The organism is Dyadobacter sp. 32 (assembly GCF_902506755.1).
Classification (GTDB): Bacteria; Bacteroidota; Bacteroidia; order Cytophagales; family Spirosomataceae; genus Dyadobacter.
The window spans coordinates 3,163,721-3,186,045 of sequence record NZ_LR735258.1 but is presented as its reverse complement, the minus strand read 5'-3'; the positions used below and the strand labels follow the sequence as shown (position 1 = coordinate 3,186,045).

Annotated in this window: 17 protein-coding genes; 4 read left to right on the top strand and 13 right to left on the bottom strand. The window is 46.0% G+C overall.

All coding sequences use genetic code 11. The features are described from left to right. Positions 1-38: 38 nt before the first annotated feature. A complete protein-coding gene (locus DYADSP32_RS12990; RefSeq protein ID WP_149242333.1) occupies positions 39-1,343 on the top strand; it encodes a hemolysin family protein in 1,305 nt (434 codons plus the stop codon). A 241-nt stretch (positions 1,344-1,584) separates the two neighbouring features. Continuing rightward, positions 1,585-2,685, top strand: a complete 1,101-nt coding sequence (locus tag DYADSP32_RS12985; protein WP_414617729.1) for a dihydrodipicolinate synthase family protein — start codon at positions 1,585-1,587, stop codon at positions 2,683-2,685. Positions 2,686-2,741: 56 nt separating this feature from the next. Here DYADSP32_RS12985 and galU read toward each other — a convergent pair whose 3' ends face one another. From galU to atpA, 6 genes are all read right to left on the bottom strand, one after another. Further along, positions 2,742-3,605, bottom strand: a complete 864-nt coding sequence (gene galU, locus DYADSP32_RS12980) for a UTP--glucose-1-phosphate uridylyltransferase GalU (RefSeq protein WP_149242334.1) — start codon at positions 3,603-3,605, stop codon at positions 2,742-2,744. A gap of 117 nt (positions 3,606-3,722) precedes the next feature. After that, positions 3,723-4,718 (bottom strand): GHMP kinase, encoded by a 996-nt coding sequence (locus DYADSP32_RS12975; protein ID WP_149242335.1) that lies wholly within the window; start codon positions 4,716-4,718, stop codon positions 3,723-3,725. 251 nt (positions 4,719-4,969) lie between these two features. Beyond that, entirely contained in the window at positions 4,970-5,500 is a 531-nt protein-coding gene (locus DYADSP32_RS12970; RefSeq protein WP_149242336.1) for a YceI family protein, read from the bottom strand. A gap of 180 nt (positions 5,501-5,680) precedes the next feature. Further along, on the bottom strand, positions 5,681-6,409 hold the full coding sequence (locus tag DYADSP32_RS12965) for an outer membrane lipoprotein-sorting protein (RefSeq protein WP_149242337.1): 729 nt from the start codon (positions 6,407-6,409) through the stop codon (positions 5,681-5,683). Between the two features lie 144 nt (positions 6,410-6,553). Beyond that, positions 6,554-7,438 (bottom strand): ATP synthase F1 subunit gamma, encoded by an 885-nt coding sequence (gene atpG, locus DYADSP32_RS12960; RefSeq protein WP_149242338.1) that lies wholly within the window; start codon positions 7,436-7,438, stop codon positions 6,554-6,556. A 65-nt stretch (positions 7,439-7,503) separates the two neighbouring features. Further along, positions 7,504-9,078: a F0F1 ATP synthase subunit alpha gene (gene atpA, locus DYADSP32_RS12955; protein WP_149242339.1), complete on the bottom strand. Its 1,575-nt coding sequence runs from the start codon at positions 9,076-9,078 to the stop codon at positions 7,504-7,506. Positions 9,079-9,366: 288 nt separating this feature from the next. Between atpA and DYADSP32_RS12950 the strand changes: the two genes are divergently transcribed. Continuing rightward, positions 9,367-10,125, top strand: coding sequence for an FKBP-type peptidyl-prolyl cis-trans isomerase (locus tag DYADSP32_RS12950; protein ID WP_149242340.1), 759 nt, complete (start codon positions 9,367-9,369; stop codon positions 10,123-10,125). A 10-nt stretch (positions 10,126-10,135) separates the two neighbouring features. Continuing rightward, on the top strand, positions 10,136-12,256 hold the full coding sequence (locus DYADSP32_RS12945) for a carboxy terminal-processing peptidase (RefSeq protein ID WP_149242341.1): 2,121 nt from the start codon (positions 10,136-10,138) through the stop codon (positions 12,254-12,256). Positions 12,257-12,481: 225 nt separating this feature from the next. Here DYADSP32_RS12945 and DYADSP32_RS12940 read toward each other — a convergent pair whose 3' ends face one another. The 7 genes from DYADSP32_RS12940 to DYADSP32_RS12910 are packed head-to-tail and all read right to left on the bottom strand — an operon-like array spanning position 12,482 to position 22,305. Next, positions 12,482-13,990, bottom strand: a complete 1,509-nt coding sequence (locus DYADSP32_RS12940) for an Ig-like domain-containing protein (protein WP_149242342.1) — start codon at positions 13,988-13,990, stop codon at positions 12,482-12,484. 52 nt (positions 13,991-14,042) lie between these two features. Continuing rightward, the gene (locus DYADSP32_RS12935; RefSeq protein WP_149242343.1) at positions 14,043-14,519 is read right to left on the bottom strand and encodes a hypothetical protein; all 477 of its coding nucleotides are present in this window, start codon (positions 14,517-14,519) and stop codon (positions 14,043-14,045) included. 10 nt (positions 14,520-14,529) lie between these two features. Continuing rightward, a complete protein-coding gene (locus DYADSP32_RS12930; protein ID WP_149242344.1) occupies positions 14,530-16,161 on the bottom strand; it encodes a LamG-like jellyroll fold domain-containing protein in 1,632 nt (543 codons plus the stop codon). A 6-nt stretch (positions 16,162-16,167) separates the two neighbouring features. Further along, complete coding sequence (locus DYADSP32_RS12925; protein ID WP_149242345.1) at positions 16,168-17,019, bottom strand: DUF5007 domain-containing protein; 852 nt, start codon at positions 17,017-17,019, stop codon at positions 16,168-16,170. A 9-nt stretch (positions 17,020-17,028) separates the two neighbouring features. Further along, positions 17,029-17,664, bottom strand: a complete 636-nt coding sequence (locus DYADSP32_RS12920; protein WP_149242346.1) for a fasciclin domain-containing protein — start codon at positions 17,662-17,664, stop codon at positions 17,029-17,031. A 20-nt stretch (positions 17,665-17,684) separates the two neighbouring features. After that, positions 17,685-19,211 (bottom strand): RagB/SusD family nutrient uptake outer membrane protein, encoded by a 1,527-nt coding sequence (locus DYADSP32_RS12915; protein ID WP_149242347.1) that lies wholly within the window; start codon positions 19,209-19,211, stop codon positions 17,685-17,687. Positions 19,212-19,236: 25 nt separating this feature from the next. Beyond that, positions 19,237-22,305, bottom strand: a complete 3,069-nt coding sequence (locus DYADSP32_RS12910) for a SusC/RagA family TonB-linked outer membrane protein (protein WP_149242348.1) — start codon at positions 22,303-22,305, stop codon at positions 19,237-19,239. Positions 22,306-22,325: the final 20 nt, after the last annotated feature.

The following is a 22,325-nucleotide window of genomic DNA, read 5'->3' as shown; positions in this document are numbered from 1 at the left end:
CCGGTTCATAATTAAAATGTCACTCACTCACCACCAAAATGCTTACTCAGGTTATTATTACGCTTGTACTGGTTTTCCTCAATGGATTCTTTGTCGCGGCGGAATTTGCCATTGTCAAGATCCGGGCAACACAACTGGAACAAAAGGCGCAGGACGGCAATGCAATGGCCATTCTTTCCAAAAAAATAGTAGCCAATCTGGATGGATATCTGGCAGCTACGCAATTCGGAATCACCCTCGCCAGCCTTGGACTGGGCTGGATAGGCGAGCCGGTCGTTTCTAAAATATTGATCAGCGGAATGGAGCTGGTGGGGATATCTCTTGATCCTGAACTGGCCCATCAGATTGCATTGCCCGCTGCTTTTGCGATCATTACCGTCTTACATATTGTTTTTGGAGAATTAGCGCCCAAGTCAATCGCCATACAACGCCCGGAAGCTACTACACTTTTTCTTTCGTATCCATTGCATGCATTTTATCTCGTATTCCGGCCGGTGGTTTGGGTATTGAATGGAATTGCCAATTTTATGTTAAAAGGCATTGGTATAACACCCACGCATGGCAGTGAAGTGCATAGCAGTGACGAACTTCGGTACCTCGTACAGCAGCAGAAGGATAGCGGTATGATTGAAGCGGCGGATTATGATCTGATCAAAAACGCGTTTAATTTTTCGGAGCGTATTGCCAAGCAGGTCATGATACCCCGTCCTCAGATTGTGGGTATCGATATCAATGATTTTAATGAAGCGAAATTAGAGAAGATTATAGAAGAAGGGTATTCGAGAATGCCCGTTTATGAAGACACCCTCGACCAGATTGTGGGCGTGCTGCATTTGAAAGATCTGCTTCTGAAAATGAGAAAGGGTGAAGAGATTGTAATTTCAACCCTTGTCCGGCCCGTGGCGACTGTACACGAATCTAAGCCTATCGGAGCGCTTCTGCGCGATTTTCAGGTAAATCACCAGCAAATGGCTGTGATAATCGATGAATATGGCGGTGTGGACGGGATTGTGACCATGGAGGATATTCTGGAAGAGCTGGTAGGAGAGATACAGGATGAATATGACAACGAAGTACCGATCGTCAAAAATGAGAGTGACAATACGTACACGGTGCTGGGATCTGCGTCAATTTCCGATATTAACGACAAATTACCTCACGACATTTTCAAGGAAGGCGAGTACGAGACACTGGCGGGCTTTCTGATTTGGAAGTTTGGCAGAATACCCGCTGTGGGGGAAAAATTAAAAACGAAACACTATGAGTACACGGTTCTTAAAAAACACCGGAGTACTATTTCGCAGGTAAAGATAACTTCATTGGATGATGCTGAACTTTTTTAGGTGCGTGAAAGAACGTAAATGACGGATCTCCTTTCCGTTACAGAACAAAACGTCGCCGGTCACAAACGGCGGCGTTTTTGTCGTTATTGCCTTTAGATAAATTGAATTTGTTATTGTGTGAGGAAGTGCGAAGCATACAACGCTTTGGCTGAAAAATAATTTTTGATCCTGCGACTGCCAGATTTAAGATTTTATAGTACTAATGATGGTACGGTGGATAAAATATTAATAGCACTAAAAAATGAATAAATATAACGATGCATCCCGTAGAGAATTTTTGGGAAAACTGACGACCGGTGCGTTGGGCCTTGCATTTTCCGTAGGTGCAGGGGAGGGCGCTTTGTCGGGAGCCTTTCAGGATATAGAGGTCTCATCAATCTCATCTGAAATGGCGCGGCTGAAGGGTATCGCACCCACAAGTGATAAGAAGCTGATTCCTGTCATGATCACTCCATTGAAATCCGATTTAAAAATTGATTTTGATGGGGTCTCCAGGGTAACGGATTTCTACCTTGCGGCCGGTGCCAAAGGTTTTTTCGCCAACTGCCTGAGTAGTGAGATGTTTTTCATGGACGATGCAGAACGCCTGGCATTGACGCAACATGTTGTTAAATATGTGGGAAATAAGGTGTCGGTGGTATCCACAGGTTCTTTTGGTAACACGCTGGAGGAAAAGGCAAAAAACGCGAAAGATATTTATCAGACGGGAGTAAATGCTGTTATTCTTATTTCAAGTCATCTGGCTGGCAAGGAAGAAAGTGATGACGTGTTGATTACCAATTTTGAAAGGTTCTTTGATCTCACGAGGGATGTGCCTTTGGGAACATACGAATGCCCGAGACCTTATAAAAGGGTTATTTCTCCCAAGGTTCTCAATTATCTGGTACGTAGTGACCGCGTGATTTACCACAAGGATACCTGCGAGGATATTGGTAAGATACAGTCCAAGTTGCAGGTCTTGAAAAATAGCAAGCTCGAATTCTACAACGCGCACACAGCAACGGCACTTGCTTCAATGCAATTGGGAGGAGCCGGAATGTCGCCAATCTCCGCAAATTTTTACCCGGAAATCCTCACGTGGCTTTGCGAAAATGCGAATGAGCCTTCCAAATCAGAGGAGACAAAATGGATACAATCTGAAATAGCTGCCATGGAGCCGGTGATCTCAAAATTTTATCCGATCAGTTCCAAGTATTTTCTGTTCAGAAGAGGTTTACCGATTGAAGTGGTGTCCAGATCCAAATCAAAGATACCAATAGAGCAGCAACAGGTTTTGGACAACGCGTATAAGACTTTTCTTGGTTGGTGTGACCGGTTGTCGATAAGGCCAGTTCGTGTTTAGAATGCAAAAGAATCATCCGGATTGTCGAATGATTCTTTTGAAATAAATATGCAGACTTACTTGGCTAGTATATCTTCAAGGAATTTGCGGAAAGGTTCTGCAAATTCTTTTCTTTTCAGGGCAAATTCCACGGTTGTTTTCAGATAATCCAGTTTGTCGCCGATATCGTGACGCTTGCCTTCGATATGATGCGCGTAAATATTCTCACGCTTCAATAGAAGCAGCAAAGAATCTGTAAGCTGAATTTCATTGTTTTTGCCCTTGGGGGTTTGCTCAATAGTTCTGAATATTTCGGGCGTAAGAATATAGCGTCCGGCGATGGCCAGATTGGAAGGAGCAAGGTCGATGGCTGGTTTTTCAATCAACGTGGTCAACTCTAAGATTGTATCACTTAGCGAGTTGCCACCAACAATTCCATATCGGTTAACCTTATTGGCGGGTACCTGCTCAACAGCGATCACAGATCCGCCATATTGCTCGTAAGTATCCATCAACTGCTGGGTCACAGGTATCACGGAATCCATGATGGTATCTCCAAGCAACACTGCGAATGGCTCGTTACCTACATGATGCCTTGCGTAATAGATCGCATCCCCCAATCCGTTTGCCTCTTTTTGACGAACAAAATGGACATTGGCCATGTCGGCGAGTCTGCGCATCTCATTGAACCAGAGCAGGTCTTCTTTTTCTTCCAGCCTGGTTTCCAGTTCAACATTACGGTCGAAATGGTCTTCTATGGCCCGTTTGCCCTTACCGGAAATTATCAAAATGTCCTCGATACCGGAATCAACAGCTTCCTGAACAACATATTGGATGGTAGGAATATCGATGATCGGTAACATTTCCTTGGGCATCGACTTCGTTGCTGGTAAAAATCGGGTCCCAAGACCAGCGGCAGGTATTACGGCTTTACGAATCATATATTAGCTATTAGCTGTTAGCTATTGGCCGCGCGGCGGACCGCTGTTAGCTCAATAGTGCACGTTTTTTAATCGTTAAATGGAATTATTAATTTTCATATTTCATTCTTCTTTAAGCTAAACCACAAATGGCTTGATTACCCGGGCATTGTGTTTTTTTAGCTCGACAAATAACTGGTTCAGCATGTCGTCATCGGTATAGGTGCCGATGATGGTGCCTCCTGAACCCGCAAACTTTGCGGATGCGCCACATGCCCTCGCGGCGTTGATCAGTCGCTTGTTGGATTCCGGCACGTTGTAAATCTTACAACGCAGATCAAAATTTTGGTTCATCAATTCGTGCAGATCTTCGGAGCGGCCTTCCATTAAGGCAGTATGTGCATCCTGTGCTTTTTGGGCGATCTGCCCGAGTACTTCAATCACATCCTTTTCGCCTCTGTCGAAGCGGGTACGCACATCGCTATGCACTTTGCCGGATACTTTACTAAGATTGGTGTTGTAGGCTACATATAATTTGGGCAGACGATCCGGGTCGATCCGTTCGTAGTATCCGTAACCCTGTTTTTGAATAAGTGCTTTGTCAAAATCCATGTATACGCATCCTTCATAGCATTGGATGACACGATCCTGTAATCCGGCCGTTATGCCTAGTTCTTCGGTTTCGGTAACCATTACCAGCTGGGGCAGGAGCGGTAGCGGAATTTCTACTTTATAGAATTGCATCAATGCCCGAAACAAAGCCACCACAATGGCACTTGATCCCGACATACCTACCTGGCGCGGAATGGATGACCGATACCTTACAGTGAAATTCCTATTGGGCAAACGTATATTATTCTCTTCACAATAATCACCAAACTTTTTGATGCCGGCTTTTATCAAAGGAATGCCACCATTATAGCCCAGCATGCTTACCGAGTCACGGAGGTGGTATATACTTCGGAAAGTACTGCCGTCCTGGGGCTCAGGTTCTATATGCAAATCCGGAGATTCGTAAAGGGAAATGGAAGCACCAAAGTTTCGTACAGAAATGGAAATTGTTTTTCCATAAAAACCATCTGAGGGATTTCCTAGCAACCCTGCACGGGCGTAGGCGCGCGTTTCAACTATCAAAGCGAAGTTTTTTTGTCAAAAGTAATAACTTATTGACAACGCTGTAAAGTTTTCCTTTAAAAAGTCTGCCAAAATAAGTAGGAAGTAGAATTTTCTATGCACATAGACTTCAGGCGATACCAAGTTGTACTATCCGCGGGGTCGTAGACGCCGATTGTGAAAGTATTTCACTCAAAAAAAAACAGCACGGCTATCATCGGCCATGCTGCAATTTTATCAAGTATCTTAGCGGGTATGCGCCGGATTGTTCCTTACTGCTTCACCACCTGAACGTTGGCGATCAGTTTCACTTCATCCCCTACGACCACGCCTCCGGCCTCAGTAACAGCGCTCCATTCCAAACCAAACTCTTTACGGTTCAGCTTACCGCTGATTTCAAAACCGGCCTTATTCTGGCCATAAAAATCAGTCATATTACCACCATATTCAACTGCAAAAGTGAATGGCTTGGTTGTGTTTTTTATTGTCAGGTCGCCTGAGAGTGAATAAGACTCATCACCCTTAGAAGTAAGGACGCCTGAGAAGGTGAGTTTAGGATATTTTTCAGCGTCAAAGAAGTCACCCGATTTAAGATGCTCATCGCGTTGCGCCATATTGGTGTCAATGCTTGCGATATCAGCTGAAAAAGAAACTTTCGCTCCTTCAAAATCCTCTGTTTCGCTTTCAACTGTTCCTTCAAATGTTTTGAACGATCCGGTAACGGTGGAGATTACCAGGTGTTTTACTTTAAACTGAATTTCGGAATGTGTAGGGTCTATCACCCATTTAGTTGCAGTTGCCATGATTGTTGTATTTTTATGTTGTTACATTTAATGTATATACATACATTGATTCATTTTAGTTCAACTTACTGAAAAAAAGTTTTGCCAGTCATGAAATAGTGGAACTTAAATCCTCCCAATCAACTGTTCTTCTAACAGCTAACAGCTAACAGCTAACAGCTAACAGCTAACAGCTAACAGCTACAACGGCATTTCAAAAATCTTTTCGTTGATTTTAGGATTGACCTCAACCGAAGAGATTTTATTGACCATTTTCATATTGGGGATCGCAGAAGTGGATATTTCAGAAGTGAATGGAAAAGTGATTCCATCAACCTGTTTAAAGTCAGATTGCCAGTTTTCTGTTTTTATTTCCTCCCCGTTTACAGGTACAGTCGCTTCTACTTTCAGGATATACCAGGTGTCTTTGGAAATGTAACTAGCCTGTTTAATGCCATTTTTCATAGTCGAAGTGATTTTGAAAACCTTAGCGCCAAGAAGGTCTTCTTCTCCATCGAGTGTCAGGGTGTAGCCTTTTTCTTTGTAATTGTATAATCCGGTCAGGTCGGTTTGTGAGGTCATGGTTTTTACTGCGGCTTCGGGTAGTGCCACAGGGCTTTCCTGTCCGGTAAGTGGGTTAATCATCCACCCTTTATTTCCATACACAGCCTGTACGATCGTCTTGCCCTGAATGACCGTTTCGGTGCGAAATCCTTTATTCTGCACCACGGTAGTCGTTACGGGCATCTTCGTATTCATCATTTCCACATTGGCGGTAATTTTCAGGCTGTTGAGCTTACTGATTTTTTCTGCGCCTCCCATTGCAGTGAGATGGTTGCTGAGAATCTCATCCAACGACTGGCCGTGGAGCGGAACAATTCCGACAAATATTATTAGTATAAGCCTGGTTGTTTTTGATATAAATGACATCACGGTTTCTATTTTTGTTTCAATACAACTGTAAAGGGAAAGGGAAAATTGCCCCCGGGCGTCCAAATGTAGGATGGGAGCAATAAAAAAGCCAGCAAGTGGATGAGACCTGCTGGCTGCTTATTGTTGCTATCGATGGTAACCTTAATTTTTCAAGGCTTCCGCACCGCCCACAATTTCCAGGATTTCTGTTGTAATGGCAGCCTGACGAGTCCTGTTGTAGACAAGTTTCAGCTCTTTCAATAATTCCTGAGCATTTTCGGTAGCCTTATCCATGGCCGTCATCCGGGCACCTTGTTCGGATGCATTGGACTCAAGCACAGCTCTGTATAAAGCTATTTTAAGCGACTTAGGAATCAGCTCTCTCAGAATCTCTTCTTCGGTAGGCTCAAATATATAATTTACTTCACTTGCTTTGCTTTTCTTCGCCAGATTTTCCGACGTGATAGGAAGATAAGGGTCGGTATGAATAATTTGTGTTGCCACATTTTTGAATTCATTGAAAACCAGATCAACCGCATCATACTTGGCCTCAGAGAAATCGGTGATAATCTGCTCGGCAGCTGTTTTTGCATTCACAAAACTTAGCCTTGTGAACAAATCTGTAAATGCTGTGTTAACGACAAACCCTCTGCGTGTAAATGCTTCTGCACCTTTCTTCCCGATCGCAAAAATCTCAACATTTCCCTTCGCCGCTTGCGCTGCATATTTTTCTTCAATAAGAAGAATGGTTGCTTTAACGATGTTGGTATTGAATGCGCCACACAATCCGCGATCGGATGTGACGACCACAATCAGTACCTTCTCCACTGGCCTGATCGCTTTCAACGGGCTGTCGCCAGAACTTTCTGCTCCTGCCGAAACTGTCGAAAGCATCTGACCAAGCTTTTGTGCGTAAGGGCGCATTTGGATTATATTATCCTGAGCTCTACGCAATTTGGCCGCAGCCACCATTTTCATGGCCTTGGTTATCTGCTGGGTTGAATTAACCGAAACAATCCGGTTACGTACTTCTTTTAAGCTTGCCATATCGGGGATTCAAAAATCAGGAGTCACTGGTTTAATCCAATAACTCCTAATCGTTAATTATACGCTTAATATTTTGCTGCAATTTCTCTTGCAACACTGTCGATCACGTCGGTAACACTGTTATCCAGTTTTCCTGCCCGTAGTGCAGCAAGTGTAGCGCTATGCTGAGCTGAAAGCACTGTAAGGAATTCTTTATCAAAATCCTTCACTTTTTCAACAGGAACTTTATCCAGCAAACCTTTGGTAGAAGCATACACTGTAGCTACCTGATGTTCGATGGGAACCGGCGCATATTGTGGTTGCTTCAAAACTTCCTGGTTACGGCGCCCTCTGTCGATGGCCAGCTTGGTAGCAGCATCAAGATCCGATCCGAATTTTGCAAAAGCTTCCAGTTCGCGGAATTGAGCCTGATCCAATTTGAGTGTACCAGATACCTTTTTCATTGACTTGATCTGCGCGTTACCTCCCACACGTGATACTGAGATACCTACGTTGATCGCCGGACGAATACCTGAGTTGAACAAGTTCGATTCAAGGAAAATCTGGCCATCCGTAATGGAGATTACGTTGGTGGGAATATAAGCAGAAACGTCACCCGCCTGCGTTTCAATAATCGGAAGTGCAGTCAAAGAACCGCCACCTTTTACCTTTCCTACCAATGAAGGTGGAAGGTCGTTCATGTTGGCTGCGATGGCATCATCATTGATGATTTTGGCTGCACGCTCCAGCAAGCGGCTATGGAGATAGAATACGTCACCAGGATACGCCTCACGACCCGGAGGGCGACGAAGCAAAAGAGAAACTTCACGATAAGAAACCGCTTGTTTCGAAAGGTCATCATAGATCACCAGAGCGGGACGACCCGTGTCACGGAAATATTCGCCAATGGCGGCACCTGTAAAAGGAGCATAGAATTGCATTGGTGAAGGATCCGATGCGCCGGCAGCAACGATGACCGTGTAGTCCATTGCTCCGTAACGGCGTAACGTAGCCTCAATTCCTTTAATGGTTGAAGCCTTTTGGCCGCACGCCACATAAATACAGAATACAGGCTCGCCTTTGTCGAAATATTCTCTTTGGTTGATTATGGTATCGATCGCAACGGCAGTTTTACCTGTCTGACGGTCACCGATGATCAATTCACGTTGTCCGCGACCGATCGGAATCATGGCATCGATCGATTTAATACCTGTTTGAAGAGGTTCGGTTACCGGCTGACGAAAGATTACCCCTGGCGCTTTACGCTCCAATGGCATTTCAAAAAGTTCACCAGTAAGAGGGCCATTACCATCGATAGGCTCAGCCAGTGTGTTCACCACGCGACCTACAATGCCATCGCCCACTTTTACAGAGGCAATTTCTTTTGTACGTTTTACAGTGTCACCCTCTTTAATTTCACTTGAATCACCAAGCAAAACGGCACCAACATTGTCTTCCTCGAGGTTAAGCGCGAGGGCCTTTAAGCCATTGTCGAAAACAAGCAGCTCTCCAGCCTGAACCTGGGAAAGACCATAAATGCGGGCAACACCGTCACCGACTTGAAGGACTGTTCCAACTTCTTCGAGTTCTGCTTCAGATTTAGCGCCTGCAAGTTGTTCGCGCAGGATGGCCGAAACTTCGTCCGGTCTAACAGATACCATAGTATAATTGACTTATTTAGAGTATAGTAGTAAGTTTTTGAAAACTTGCGCAAAGGTAAGCGTTTATTTTGGGAAAAATGTAATAATTAGAATTAAACTGACAGATAAAAATTAGATTTTTCCAAGGTTACTGCGAGTCTGCATTTTTGCCAAATAAAAATACCGTTTATCATGGATTTGAAACGTTTTTAAAACTTTTTTAGGTAGTAATTGTGTTTTTGTTGTAATTGAATCCGTTTATAGTGTTTGTATTCCAAAAATTAACTTCAAGACCATCTTTTAAGTAGAATGCACAAATTAGAAAAAACCGTTCTTGCTATCGTTTTAGGTATCACAGGGTTAGCGACCCAGGGATTTGCCCAGGCTCCCAAAAAAGCAGTTAAACCCGCTGTAACACAAAAGAAAGCTCCTGCGCCTATGGCCAAACCTGCTCCTACAGTAGCGGTGTTGAAAAATCAAAAAGACTCACTTTCTGCGGCAATTGGCGTAAGTTTTTCAAACTCACTCACCTCGCAGGGAATCAATGACATCAATTCGGATGTGCTGACCAAAACTATCCAGGCATCCTTAAAGGGAGATAAAGTGGCATTCACATCAGAAGATGCAAATAATTTCATAGGTAATTACTTTCAAAAGATGAACGAAGAAAAGGGAGCTGTTGTAAAAATTGAGGGAGAGAAGTTCTTGGAAGAAAACAAGAAAAAGCCTGGAATTATCACCACTGAAAGTGGTCTGCAATATCAGGTCATCAAAATGGGCGAGGGCCCTAAACCTACTGCCACGGATAAAGTGAAGACTCATTACCATGGTACCTTGACCAACGGAACGGTTTTTGATAGCTCTGTTGATCGTGGGGAACCCATTGAGTTTGGGGTTGGCGGTGTGATTAAAGGGTGGACAGAGGCGTTACAATTGATGCCTGTGGGTTCAAAATGGAAATTGTTCATTCCTTACCAACTTGCTTACGGGGAAAGAGCTGCCGGTGCGCAGATCCCCGCTTACTCCGCATTGGTATTCGATGTGGAATTATTGGACATTGTAAAATAGATAATCAACGATGAAAAAGTATCTTATCACGCTCATTCCGGTTGTTTTGCTGAGCTGGCAACGCGGACCCGTGAAGGAAGGTGGAGTTGTGGTTGTTCCAACGGAAACCTCTTTGCAGGAAGACATCAAACCTTTGCCCTCTCAGTACAAAGCTGAAGCAATCGCGACCAGGATACTATCGAACCTTCATTATCGGAAATTGGTATTGAATGATTCTTTGTCCTCTGCCATGTTCGATAAATATATTGATGGCATTGACCATGGACGTTTACACTATCTGGCTTCGGATATCGCGGAATTTGATAAGTATAGGAACTTTTTTGATGATTATCTTCAAAAACGTGAGCTGGACGTGCCCTTCAAGATGTATAACGTCTTTCGCAAGCGTTATCAGGAAAGAAGTGAGTACATTCAGGCGCTTCTTAAAGAACCAAAGCCATTCGACTATTCTGCTGACGAATCGATAGATACAGACAGGGAGAAAGCGGCCTGGGCCAAAACCCCCGAGGAGTTAAATGACACCTGGAGGAAATATCTTAAGAGTGAGGCACTTGATCTTAAACTCTCCGGAAAGGCAGATACAGCCGTTATTTCAACCCTTAAAGACCGGTACAAGAATCGGGATCGGGCACTGGGACGGATTCGGACAGAACAGGTTTTTCAGATGTTCATGAATTCCTATGCAGAGTCTCTGGATCCGCATACGAGCTATATGGCTCCTACTTCGGCGGACCGTTTCAAGCAGGAGATGAGTCAGTCTCTTGAAGGAATAGGGGCGTTGCTTCGTGAAGAGGATAACTATATTAAGATTGTTGAAGTGATTCCGGGAGGACCTGCTTTTAAAGGTAAACAACTGAAAAAGGAGGACAAGATTATTGGCGTCGCGCAAGGTGATGAGGGTAAAATTGTGGATATAGTGGGCTGGTTTGTGGATGATGCGGTCAAATTGATCAAAGGTCCCAAGGGTACCGTGGTGAGATTGCAGGTTATTTCGGCCGACGCATTACCAGGTAATCCTCCAAAAGAATACAGACTGGTACGTGAGAAGATCAAGCTTGAAGAGCAAAGAGCAAAAAAAGAGATTGTCTCTATCAATTCTGGTAAGAAGGATTACAAAATCGGTGTCATAGATATTCCGTTGTTTTACCGGGATTTTGAAGGCGCTCAGCATAAAGAAAAAGAGTTTTCAAGTACTACCCGTGACGTTCAAAAAATTATTACTGAACTTACTGCGGAAAATGTGGATGGTATCGTGATCGATCTTCGCAACAATGGTGGTGGATCACTAACGGAGTCCATTTCGCTCACCGGTCTTTTCATCGGAAGAGGCCCGGTGGTTCAGGTTAAGGAAAGCAGAGGGGATATTGAGGTGCAACAGGATACCGATCCGAGCATAGCTTACAACGGCCCCATGGCGGTGATGGTAAACCGGTTTAGTGCTTCCGCCTCGGAGATTTTTGCCGCTGCAATTCAGGACTATAAGCGGGGAATTATCGTAGGTGAGCAAACTTATGGAAAAGGAACCGTGCAGACACTTACAGGACTAAATGAATGGGATCAGAAAGAAACCGAACAATTGGGTCAGGTAAAGTTGACCGTTGCCAAGTTCTATAGGATCAACGGTAGCAGCACACAATTGAAGGGCGTGATGCCCGATCTTGAGCTTCCCACTGCATTTAAAACCAATGAGTATGGTGAAGGTTCGCAACCAGCCGCTTTACCCTGGGATCAGATCCCCTCATCTCGTTACGAAGTTACAAACAACATCAACGAGAAAATTTTAACGCAGTTGAAAGACAAGTACAGTCAGCGGCTCAAAACCGATGAGGAACTGAAAACGCTGGTTAAAACGCTGGATGAGTTTAAAAAGGCCCGTGAAAATAAAGTGGTGTCCCTGCAGGAGTCGAAACGTAAAATTGAACGTGAGGAGGCTGAGAAGAAAAGGGCCGCCATGAAGCAATTGGGTGAAGATGCAGAAGATGATGAGGACGAGGATGCGCCCAAGTCTAATGAAGCTCCAAAAGAGGTGAAAAAGAAAAAGGACATTTATCTGAATGAAACCGGCAGAATGTTGGTGGATTTGATCCAAATCTCCAAAGAGCCAAGTCTGGCAGGAACTAAGAAAAAATAAGTAACAACTGGATTACTCACAATGAAGCCCGGAGGATTTGACTTTCTCCGGGCTTTTTATTGTATGTGGTGTTGAAGCCAAAACCCCAGAATGAGCTTTTCATTGAGGGGGTTTTGGCTTTTCTATGGTATTTGTTAATCCATATTTCAAAATGGCAGTATCGCCTTATTTGATGGTCTGTTCCAGGTTGTTTGAAAGATCAGATACAACCTGGAACGCTCAAACTCAATTTTTAAATAAGGCTGTAACCTCTGCCTGGGTGAGTGCTTTGTTGTAGATACGAAGGTCGTCTACATAGCCGGCCAGTGCTTTGCGTGTGCCATCGCCTGCATTGTATTTGCCGGTGCCATCCTCCCAGATTGTAAAAGGATAATCTTTGGCTGCATCCCACCATTGTGCAGTGAGGGTATTAAGGTCATAACTAGTAGCCGTAGCGGGGTTTGAATACGTAACCCCATCAATGTAAATCTGCAGGCGCTTCGTGGTTTGGTTGACGACCATCGTAACCATGTGCCACTTATTGTCGGCCAATGCAGGAGCCTGGGGCGTCATTTCGCCGGCGCGCCAGTTCATACGAACGCCACCGGTAATTTTTGTAACCCAGCCCCTTCCCGTCGAACCAGGGCCGGTATAGGTAAGAGCACCATCAAGATATAGTACCAATCCCGGATTACTACCAGAGTCCCAGTCAGAATTAGCGAAGAGGGCAGGGTCGGAACCTATCGCGGTTAGTTTCATCCAGATATTAATACTGAAATCCTGGGTCATCGAAGGTCGCAGCAGATTATGTTTGGGCAGTACGGCATAAGAGCCGGATGGAAAGCTGGCCACTTTACCCCGAACAGGGTCAGTAGTGAACTCCACTTTTGCCGAAGCAGTGCTGCCGTTTACGGCGTCAAATTTATTGCCACTTATGTCTGATAGATCCTGATCCAGCGGTAAATGAACGGCCAGTTCGCTTCCGCTACCCGGAGTTGTGGTAAAAGCCCAGCCTGTGCTGCCTTTGTACCCTTTGAACTTCTTACCTGGTATGTCGAGGATTGCGCCGGCATCTATGGTTACGTAGTAGCCGGTGGCAAAGGCCAGCGGGGCCGGCAGGTCTACCACAACTTTGCTGCCTTCCACCACTACGTTTGAACTAGCGACAGATACTTCGGCGACTTTTGTGTTGTTGGCAGCATACACCGCAATGTTACCCGTTCCTTTTTTGACCTCTGCCAGAAAGGTCAGCTGGAGCTTAAACAAGGAGCCATCTTTACTGCCATTTGCAGGTGAGAGTGCGAGTACCATCGGGCCACTTGTGCCCGCCGTGGTAAATGTCCAGGGAGTAGCAACACCCATAAACTTATTGTCGAGCAGGTCCATGAAGGCACCCTGGTCTACAGTCACTGTGTATTTTTCGTCAGATTCGAGTTCTCCGGGTTTGATCGTAACCACACGGGCATCTGTCCCAATCGTGACGGCCTCCGAAGCCACATCAATGGTCTTGGTAGAGGACTCTCCTTTCACTATAATATTACCTGTTCCTTTTTTTACATTCTCGTCAAATGTTAGTACAAGGTTACTGTTGACCGATACCTCCTCGACACCCAACACCGGATTGAAACTCACAACGACGGGATTGGCTACATCTACGGTGTGGTCATATTCTTCCTCGCAGGAAAGCAAGCAGAAGGAGGTTATCAGGGCTATTAATAAAGACCTGAAAGGGGTGGTATAATTCATGATTTTCATATATGCTTTTTTTAGAAGGCTGCTTTATAAATAATCAATTCTAATTTTAAGCCTATTGACGGCTTAGTGTTACGCTGAAATCTCCCTGGCCCGTAACGCCGGTGTCCGTATTTTCCCATCCCATTTTAAAGGAGATGATAAGGGCGCCCGATGATACTTTGGCATCGAATTCATCGACGGGTGTCACGCCGGTCAATTTTACCTTGGCGCCTTCCTGGGTTCCGGTGACGGTCCAGGTTCCGGCCGATCCGCCGAAGATAATGGGGCAGTCCTGCCCAAGAAAATCAGAAGGCTTGCCGGAATCGTCGGTCGTTAGTACGAGCCTCATGTCTCCAAATACTTCTGCCGGAACTCCCGTAGGTGTTACAATATTGGTTGGCTTAGCCCATGTTCCGCCTAACCTCCCTGCGACCAGCTGCTCTCCATCCAGTGTGCCTACCGAAGGGTCTTCCTTACATGAGCTCAAGCCCAGTACGACCAGCACGAAGAGTGCAATAAAACTTGTTTTGAATTTCAATCTTGTTTGCATGACAGTTGGATTATTTCACTTTAAACAGACGAAAAGGGACATTGGACTTTAGGGAATTCCCTTCTAACCCCCAGGTGCCGTCAACACGGATACCTAAATGACTCAATATATTCACAGCTACATCGGTGAGGCCGATAGCATAGAGCGGATGACGCTCGGTGGCCGGGCCAATCAGCTCTCCGTGATTGCCTTTTCCGCTTAAATCCTGAATCACAGTTCCACGGGTTTCATCTAATTTCATGTAGAGGTTCAATGAGGCCCGGTTGGGATGGTTGCTTGTTTCGATGTTACGCAAATACATATAATCTTTGATGGTTTGGGGGGAAAGGACGTCAGTCCAAATTCTCACCTCATTCATCGCTCCAGCCCAGTTGGGCGCGCCACCGCTGTAAGTCTGTGTTCCCTCCTGGGCCAGACATAAATAATTGAAAGGGGAGGACATGTCGTCTTCAGCCTTATAGGTTAATTTTGATTCTCCAACCTTTTCACCATCCTGGTATACAATACACTCTTTGGTTTTGTCAAAGGTTACGCACATGTGATGCCAGTTGCCGTCTTCGAGTGTTTTGCTCGATCCGATGTCATAACGCTCACGCTTGGTGTTGGCGATGTTGATTTTCCATGTGCTACCACTCCGGCATAGGGTGAAGCCGGGATTACCTCCCGAGTCCCAGTCTTTATCTCCAATTATAGAGGGGTCACTCGAATTGACCCCGGATTTAACCCAGAGTTCAATAGTGAATTTGTTCATTCCCTTCAGAGCGGTATTGGCAATCGGAATCCGCACGTAGGTCTTGTCGCCGGACTGAGCATGATTGAAGGTCAGGACATTGTCATTGTTTTCTCTGGCTGCTATTGCAGTTCCGATCAGCTCCTTTTTGTCCATATCTCCACCTGATAAAATGATGGGGACGTTAAATTCTTCAACACTATTGCTCAACTGAGCGCCGGACTCGGTACCTCCGTGTGTGGATACCAGGAATATGGCCCAGTTTTCACTGGCATAGGTTGCGCGTGAGGTGATGGCCGCACGCAGCTGCTCCACATACTTATCAATCTGCTGAATGGCGAGTACGTACCGGGCTTCGCGCAACTGGTAACCTACGGCCTCACCCACCTCGGCCGGGCTGCTGAATTGAAGAAACACCGCTCCGATATCAGCCTGCTTGAGAAGCTCGGCAGATTTGTCGTAGACACCCTGATCCGATCCGTACTGGAATTTGAAATCCGCGTTGCTGTTCAATAAAGTGTTGATTCCCTCATTGCGAACAACAGAAGCCACCTTAGCCGTTTTATTGACCGATTTGATACGATTGATAACAGAAGGATACGCTTCAAATTTATTTCCGGCAAAGGACTTGTTGGTGGCGACGCCGTGTTTTTGGGCACCAACACCGGTTAGCAGTGTGGCCCAGCCGGTGGTTGAATAGGCAGGAACGCCACTGTAACCGTTCATACTATAGGAGGCATCTACCAGAAGTTGGTCGACACCCGGTGTGGTGGCGTAATCGATGGCGGTATTGATAATGCCGTCTACACCGATCACCAATATTTTTCTGGTTTTGTCCTGGGCTTTGGCGAGACTGCCTGCGACAATCAAAAATGCCAATACCAAGCCGGAGTATTTTATATACTGTTTCATTTTCTTTTACTTATAAAGTCGAATAACGTAACTGCCCGGAATCCCTAAAACGAAATTGAAATTTTCGCTGACATAGCTGACCTGCTCAGTACCATTGGTATTGGTGATCACTTTCCAGCTGCAATAAGTGTCGGAATTTTTCACAGGAAAATTAACCTTCCATAACTCACCCTGATCATTGTCGTCTACAAAGGTTCCCTTAAATCCGGCCCCCCGATTCTTGGTAAAGTCAATACGATTTCCCGGTAACTTCACGCCATTCAGATACCCTACAAACAGGATCTGATTGGGAGTTGCGGCAACGCGTTCGATCTGAGGCGCTGACTTCATGCCTGCCGACCAGGAGGTTGCTTCAAATTCTACGAATTCAATGACGATCGCATCTTTCAGGATTTTACTGCCCGACGTGTTGCTAACCTGTACATCAAAGCGATATTCCCCGGCCGGAATTTTATTGCCTTCCAGCAACTCAATTTTGCCAGTATTGGGATTGATACTGATCGCGGGCTGTTTTACCGTTTCGGTCTTAAGCTGAAGCTCCGCGGAGCTTTCGTTTCCAACAATAGCTTCCTTGTATCGGATCACAGGGAGCTCCTCTTTCAATGCGGAAATATCCTTTCCGCTGGTTTCCGTAATGTTGACAATTTCAAAGCGTAAGGGGAGTGTGGAACTTGACGAAAGAAAGTCGCCAATATTCTGCGTAAGCCCGGATACGGCATATTGTTTCCTGTTTTTGTAGCCGATATCAGGGGCTAAACTTCCTTCTTCTGGTATTTCTACACATCCGGGCAGAAACACGGCACATCCTGCCAGGAGGCAGACGTACCCAAAAAGTCTTAAAGTATTTTTACGTTTCATCCTTTTAACTTAATTAAATCCGAAGATGTGAGTGTCCGAATCGAGTACATGAACAATGCCGTTGGTTGACCGCAGGCCCGACGTTACGACGGTAACCGGCAGGAAAAATTCAGTGGTGCTGCCAGCGGGACTTAGATCAAGTGCAAAAACTACATAGGCAGCACCCATGTTCACATTGCCAAGGTAATCTTCCCGAATCAGGTTGAACCGGGCCTTTTTGCCTCCCAACGTGGTGGTGTAGCTATAAGCGGGCGACAGTCCATTTCTTTCAATCTCCTTATTGGGTATGATGTAATTTTTTAGGATTTGGGTAATATCCACTTTCTCTGCGTCCGAGAGTTGTGAAAGCGGCGGCCATTTGGATTCATCCGGATACAACAATTTGAAATAGTTGTGAATGGAATAGTTTTGTGGGGCCAGAAAAGTGTTGCCAGACTTGTTTACCTCTGCTTCGAGCCCGCACCACTTAATCAATGTAACCAGCGTGTCAAATTTAGCCGGCTGGCTTTCCAGATACTTCATGGTAGAAAGATTGAGTATGCCAGTCTGATCACCGGACACCCCCCCATCGGTAAAGTAATCGTCGTTACATCCGCAGGTGAAAAAGACGGTGGCAAGTAAAATGGCGATAATGGATCTCTTCATTTTGACTGCTTGGTTTCAGGTTATTGGTTAAACTGCCAGTAATAGGTTTGCGTCATATTCGGATTATTGGAAAAGGCTTCATCACTGACCGGGAAAAATGCGGCACCGTCTTTTTCATCCTTTTCGGAAATGGATGAATTAAATTCGTGCAGGCGTCCCAGCCGGACCAGATCGTACACCCGATGATACTCTCCAAACAATTCGCGGCGACGCTCTTCCAGAATCTCCTCGATCAATAATGGTTGATCCGCTTTATCGAATAGCGGTATTCCAGCACGCGCACGAACCAGATTCAGGTTGGCCATTGATTCGTTCAACTTATTGGTTCTCGCGTCCGCTTCTGCCTTGAGTAGCAATATGTCGGCATATCGGAAAATGGGTACGGGGCCATCCATCAGGGTGTATGAGCGATCCTTGGCTTTTCTGAATTTGGCAAACATGATCTGGCGTTCCCCATTTGCGAGGGGGTCAGCAAGTATGGGTCTGAGCTCGTTCTCACCGACCGAAAAATCAATACTCTGGAAAAATTCAGCAACGCGCTTATCGGATTTGTCACGGGCATAGTCGGGGTACACTTCAAGAACTCTGGACCTGGCCACGGCCAGCGATAAGTTGCCGCGGGAGGTATAGGGATTGGTAAGGTAATAGGTCAGGATATGTCCGTAGTAATCGGAGAATTCTCCGGCACTTACATCATAATACATTTGAAAAATAAGCTCATCTGATTCCCCTTTGTCGAACATATCCCGAAACCCTTCAATAGGGGTCAGGCTGAATTTTCCTTCATCAATAATCTGCTTCAGTGCATCCGAAGCTCCCTGGTAATCTTTCAGCCACATCAATGCATGCGCTTTTAGGGCCAAGGCAGCGCCTTTCGTGCCGCGGGAAGTTGATTTCTTACGGGTTCCTGGGTACATCCAGGGAAGTGCAGGAATGGCTATATCGACTTCTTCCACTACCATTTTCATGACATCATTGATCGGCTCGCGGCCCAATGGTGTTACGTTACGGGCACTTAGGTTGATAGGGATGTCGCCCCACACCCGTGCGGCATAAAAATGGGCCATAGCACGCATGAAATGTGCTTCGGCGAGGAGCTCAGCCTTTCTTTCAGCAGTGAATCCTTCTGTGATATTGGGGACATTCTCGAGTACAAGATTACATTGTTCGATTGCCCGGTAAAAAAGTCGCCAGTTGGTCATGGGTTCCAGCTGTGTACGTGCAATAAGGTTATTTTGAAACCCGGCTTGCCAGTCGCCATCGTTATTAGGTGTGATCCAGTCGCCCGACCGCATGTCGCCCCAGAAGTAATAGTCTCCCCATGCACCCGCTCTTGTGGTTGAGGGAGTATCGTCTTTTGTAAGCCCGGCCAGGGCACGACGGAAAATGGCAAATGATTTTGCTACGGCACCTTCTGCATCATTACCGGTCTTCCAGGCCTGATCTTCGGTGACGGTATTGATCGGGAGTTGGTCCAGCCAGTCTTTACAGCCCTGTGAGATGAACATCAGGAGCGTCAGACACAGGACAAATATTTTGCTTCTCATAGTTAATTACTGTTTATCTTTTTTACTAAAGTCCCAGTGAAACGCCAAATAGCATCATTCTTCGCATTGGATATCCACCGGAGGCGTCAAATCCATCAATCGTTACCAGCTCGGCGTCAGGGCCGCTGTATTTTTGAAAAGTAACAATGTTATCAAGCGTACAATACACACGTGCGCGTCCCACACCGATCCGGCTCAGCAGTCTGCCATTCAGGTTGTAGGATAATGTAGCCGTTTTGAGCTTGAAGTAGGATCCATCTTCCAGATACTCCGAATCGTAGGATACAATCTGAGGGGCGTCGTTCCAGGGGTTCAAAGTGGGGTACTTGGCCACGTCGCCACTTTTTTCCCATATCGAATAGTTGTCGAAGTTGGGCATGGACTTGCTTCCGGCGAATCCCTTGCCTAATTGTAATCTTTCCAGCAATGCTGTGTTCACAATTTTCCGGCCGATTACAAAGGTTGAAATCAGGTTCAGTCCAAAATTCTTGTATCTAAAGTCATTGGTCCATCCGCCTGTCCATTTGGGATTGGGGTCACCAGCGTATATCCTGTCCCTTACGTCAATGATGTAATCTCCGTTCTGGTCTTTGAAATTACGGTCGCCTACTGCGAGTTTCTTATTTTGCAGGCCTAGCAGTCGGGCTCCCGTTTTGGGATTGATTGGAATTTCACTTTCAGTCTGGTAAATGCCCTGAGACTGATAGAAGAAAAAGCCGTTGAGCGGAGTGCCGGTTCGCACGATGGAGCCAAAATCCTGGCCTGATGTGCTTGTCTTAATGATATCTGCATTCCCATCCGGTAATGCCACCACCCGGTTTCGGTTTAGGGCAAAGTTGAGTCCGGTATTCCAGTTGAATTCAGTACCGGCATTCAGGTTGGTGTTCACTGTGAATTCCAAACCGCGGTTCAATACATCTGCCGCATTTCGGTATACCTCGTTGTAACCGGAGGTGGTAGGCAGTGAGGTGGTGAGGAGCAGTCCTTTGGTGAGTTTTTCGTAAGCGTCGAAGATAAACTCAACTTTGTTGCGAAACAATGAAACGTCCAGTCCCACATTGGTCATCCGACTTTTTACCCATGTCAGGTTTTCATTTTTGAACCCGTCATACCAGGATGGCGAATAACCTGATATGCCGCCGTAGGAGATCATCAGAAGTGAATTGTACTGGTCGAGTTTGCCACCATCCATGATGCCCAGTGCCAGGTAGTCGTTGCTCCAAGTAGTACCTGAAATCCCGTGACTGGCACGGATTTTACCGTTTACCAACCAGTCGACATCTTCAAAAATACCTTCTTTGGCAAAGTTCCAACCTGCGGTTACGGAAGGGAATATTCCCCAGCGGTTGGCTCGGCCGAATTTGGAGGAACCATCCGCGCGGAGCGATCCGCCCACCATGTACTTTTGTTTGTAAGCATAATCCAGACGGCTGAAATAAGACAAAATCGAACTAGCCGTATAGTTACTCGCGCCGATGGCATTTCCTGTGGGCCATTTTACAGTCTCAGACAAGGTGGGTGCGGCACTTACACTGCTAACGCGGGTCATTTTGGTTTCTATCTTTTCAGCACTTTGCCCCAGCAGGAAGCTCAGACTGTGTCCGTCACCAAATTTTGGGCTGTAGTTCAGCGTATTTTGAATCAGAAGGTTACGGCTTTCGCTGGTACCACTTCCATTTGAGCTTCTCAAAGTGCGCCGGGAGGTATTTAATGAATCCTGCATGCCACGTGTGTACTCCAGACTAAGGCTCACCTTATACATCAGATTTTTCATGATGTTCACTGTTGCATCCGAACTGAAACGAATCCGGTCATTGACATTCGATTTCTTGCCAAGTCCATACACTTCGGCTCCTTTTACCACCGACGAGTTGGGCAGTGGCAGCAGCGTGGAGTAGTTTGTTTTAACGCCGTCGGGATTGCGACTTTGATCTGTACGTGAAACGGCCAGCGTATTGTTGATCACCAGTTTGTTGTTCAGCGCATTGAAGCTGGTACTGGCCATGGTGCTGTAACGTTTGAAACCCGTATTGAACAAAATTCCCTTGTTGTCCATGTGTCCCATGCTGATGCTGTATTGACCAAATTCACCAGCTCCGCGTATGGAGCCACTGTAATCCTGTGTTACGGAGGTGTTGTAAAGGTACCCTTGCCAGTCGGAAGAGTTGTTGTAAAATGGGTTGGTGACGTCGCTATACATGGCGGGCAAGGATACACCGTACGGTGCATACGACGCATACAACCGTGCTACCTGCTCTCTTTCTTTGGCGCCTCCGGCTACATCCTGCAGCTGTGGCACAAAGTTGATCCCCACACGGGCATTGAAGCTGATCTGGGGTTTGCCACGTTTCCCCTTTTTGGTTGTGATCAGGATCACCCCGTTGGCAGCCCTGGAACCATAAATCGCAGCTGCTGATGCATCTTTCAATACCACCACATCGTCAATGTCACTGGGGTTGAGGTCGGCCAGTACGTTGGTACTGGTAATGGAAAATTCGTCTGCCGTTCTCGATATAATCGGAACACCATCTATTACATAAAGTGGTTCGGAAACTGCCGAGGCGTCACCCCGGCTTACCGCAGCCAGTCCCCTGATGATGATGGTAGGTGTAGATCCCGGCTCTCCGGAGTTTAGCTGAATATTCATTCCGGCCACTTTTCCCTGCAGCAGCGATTCAAAGGAATCAGCCACCTGTGTTTCGGTGATCCTATCCATCTTAATCTCCGTGATGGATCCTGTGACTTCCTGCCTGATCTTGGATCCATAGCCAATGACGATGGCGTTGTCCAGTTCTTTGGCACTGGATTCCAGTTTAATATTCAGGTTAGACGCTTGCCGATATACCACTTCATTGGTCTGATACCCCACATAGGAACCAATGATGGTATCGCCTATTCTGAGGGTCAGGGTATAATTCCCTTTCGCGTCCGTAATTGTGAAATTTTCGGTGCCTTTCACCCCAATGGTCGCTCCGATCAGTATTTCTCCATTTTGGTCTGTCACTTTGCCAGTAACTGCTTTTTGAGCAACCGCCAGCGCGGGAAGCATCAGTACCGCGAGAAGAAAACAAGTTCTTAGTAATATTGTCTTCATTGGATTTTGTTTAATACTGT

What these genes read in the sequence shown, in the direction of transcription:
- DYADSP32_RS12990 (WP_149242333.1), top strand. Translation starts at nt 39, where the DNA reads ATGCTTACTCAGGTTATTATTACGCTTGTACTGGTTTTCCTCAATGGA.
- DYADSP32_RS12985 (WP_414617729.1), top strand. Translation starts at nt 1,585, where the DNA reads ATGAATAAATATAACGATGCATCCCGTAGAGAATTTTTGGGAAAACTG.
- galU (WP_149242334.1), bottom strand. Translation starts at nt 3,605, where the DNA reads ATGATTCGTAAAGCCGTAATACCTGCCGCTGGTCTTGGGACCCGATTT.
- DYADSP32_RS12970 (WP_149242336.1), bottom strand. Translation starts at nt 5,500, where the DNA reads ATGGCAACTGCAACTAAATGGGTGATAGACCCTACACATTCCGAAATT.
- DYADSP32_RS12965 (WP_149242337.1), bottom strand. Translation starts at nt 6,409, where the DNA reads ATGTCATTTATATCAAAAACAACCAGGCTTATACTAATAATATTTGTC.
- atpG (WP_149242338.1), bottom strand. Translation starts at nt 7,438, where the DNA reads ATGGCAAGCTTAAAAGAAGTACGTAACCGGATTGTTTCGGTTAATTCA.
- atpA (WP_149242339.1), bottom strand. Translation starts at nt 9,078, where the DNA reads ATGGTATCTGTTAGACCGGACGAAGTTTCGGCCATCCTGCGCGAACAA.
- DYADSP32_RS12950 (WP_149242340.1), top strand. Translation starts at nt 9,367, where the DNA reads ATGCACAAATTAGAAAAAACCGTTCTTGCTATCGTTTTAGGTATCACA.
- DYADSP32_RS12945 (WP_149242341.1), top strand. Translation starts at nt 10,136, where the DNA reads ATGAAAAAGTATCTTATCACGCTCATTCCGGTTGTTTTGCTGAGCTGG.
- DYADSP32_RS12940 (WP_149242342.1), bottom strand. Translation starts at nt 13,990, where the DNA reads ATGAAAATCATGAATTATACCACCCCTTTCAGGTCTTTATTAATAGCC.
- DYADSP32_RS12935 (WP_149242343.1), bottom strand. Translation starts at nt 14,519, where the DNA reads ATGCAAACAAGATTGAAATTCAAAACAAGTTTTATTGCACTCTTCGTG.
- DYADSP32_RS12930 (WP_149242344.1), bottom strand. Translation starts at nt 16,161, where the DNA reads ATGAAACAGTATATAAAATACTCCGGCTTGGTATTGGCATTTTTGATT.
- DYADSP32_RS12925 (WP_149242345.1), bottom strand. Translation starts at nt 17,019, where the DNA reads ATGAAACGTAAAAATACTTTAAGACTTTTTGGGTACGTCTGCCTCCTG.
- DYADSP32_RS12920 (WP_149242346.1), bottom strand. Translation starts at nt 17,664, where the DNA reads ATGAAGAGATCCATTATCGCCATTTTACTTGCCACCGTCTTTTTCACC.
- DYADSP32_RS12915 (WP_149242347.1), bottom strand. Translation starts at nt 19,211, where the DNA reads ATGAGAAGCAAAATATTTGTCCTGTGTCTGACGCTCCTGATGTTCATC.
- DYADSP32_RS12910 (WP_149242348.1), bottom strand. Translation starts at nt 22,305, where the DNA reads ATGAAGACAATATTACTAAGAACTTGTTTTCTTCTCGCGGTACTGATG.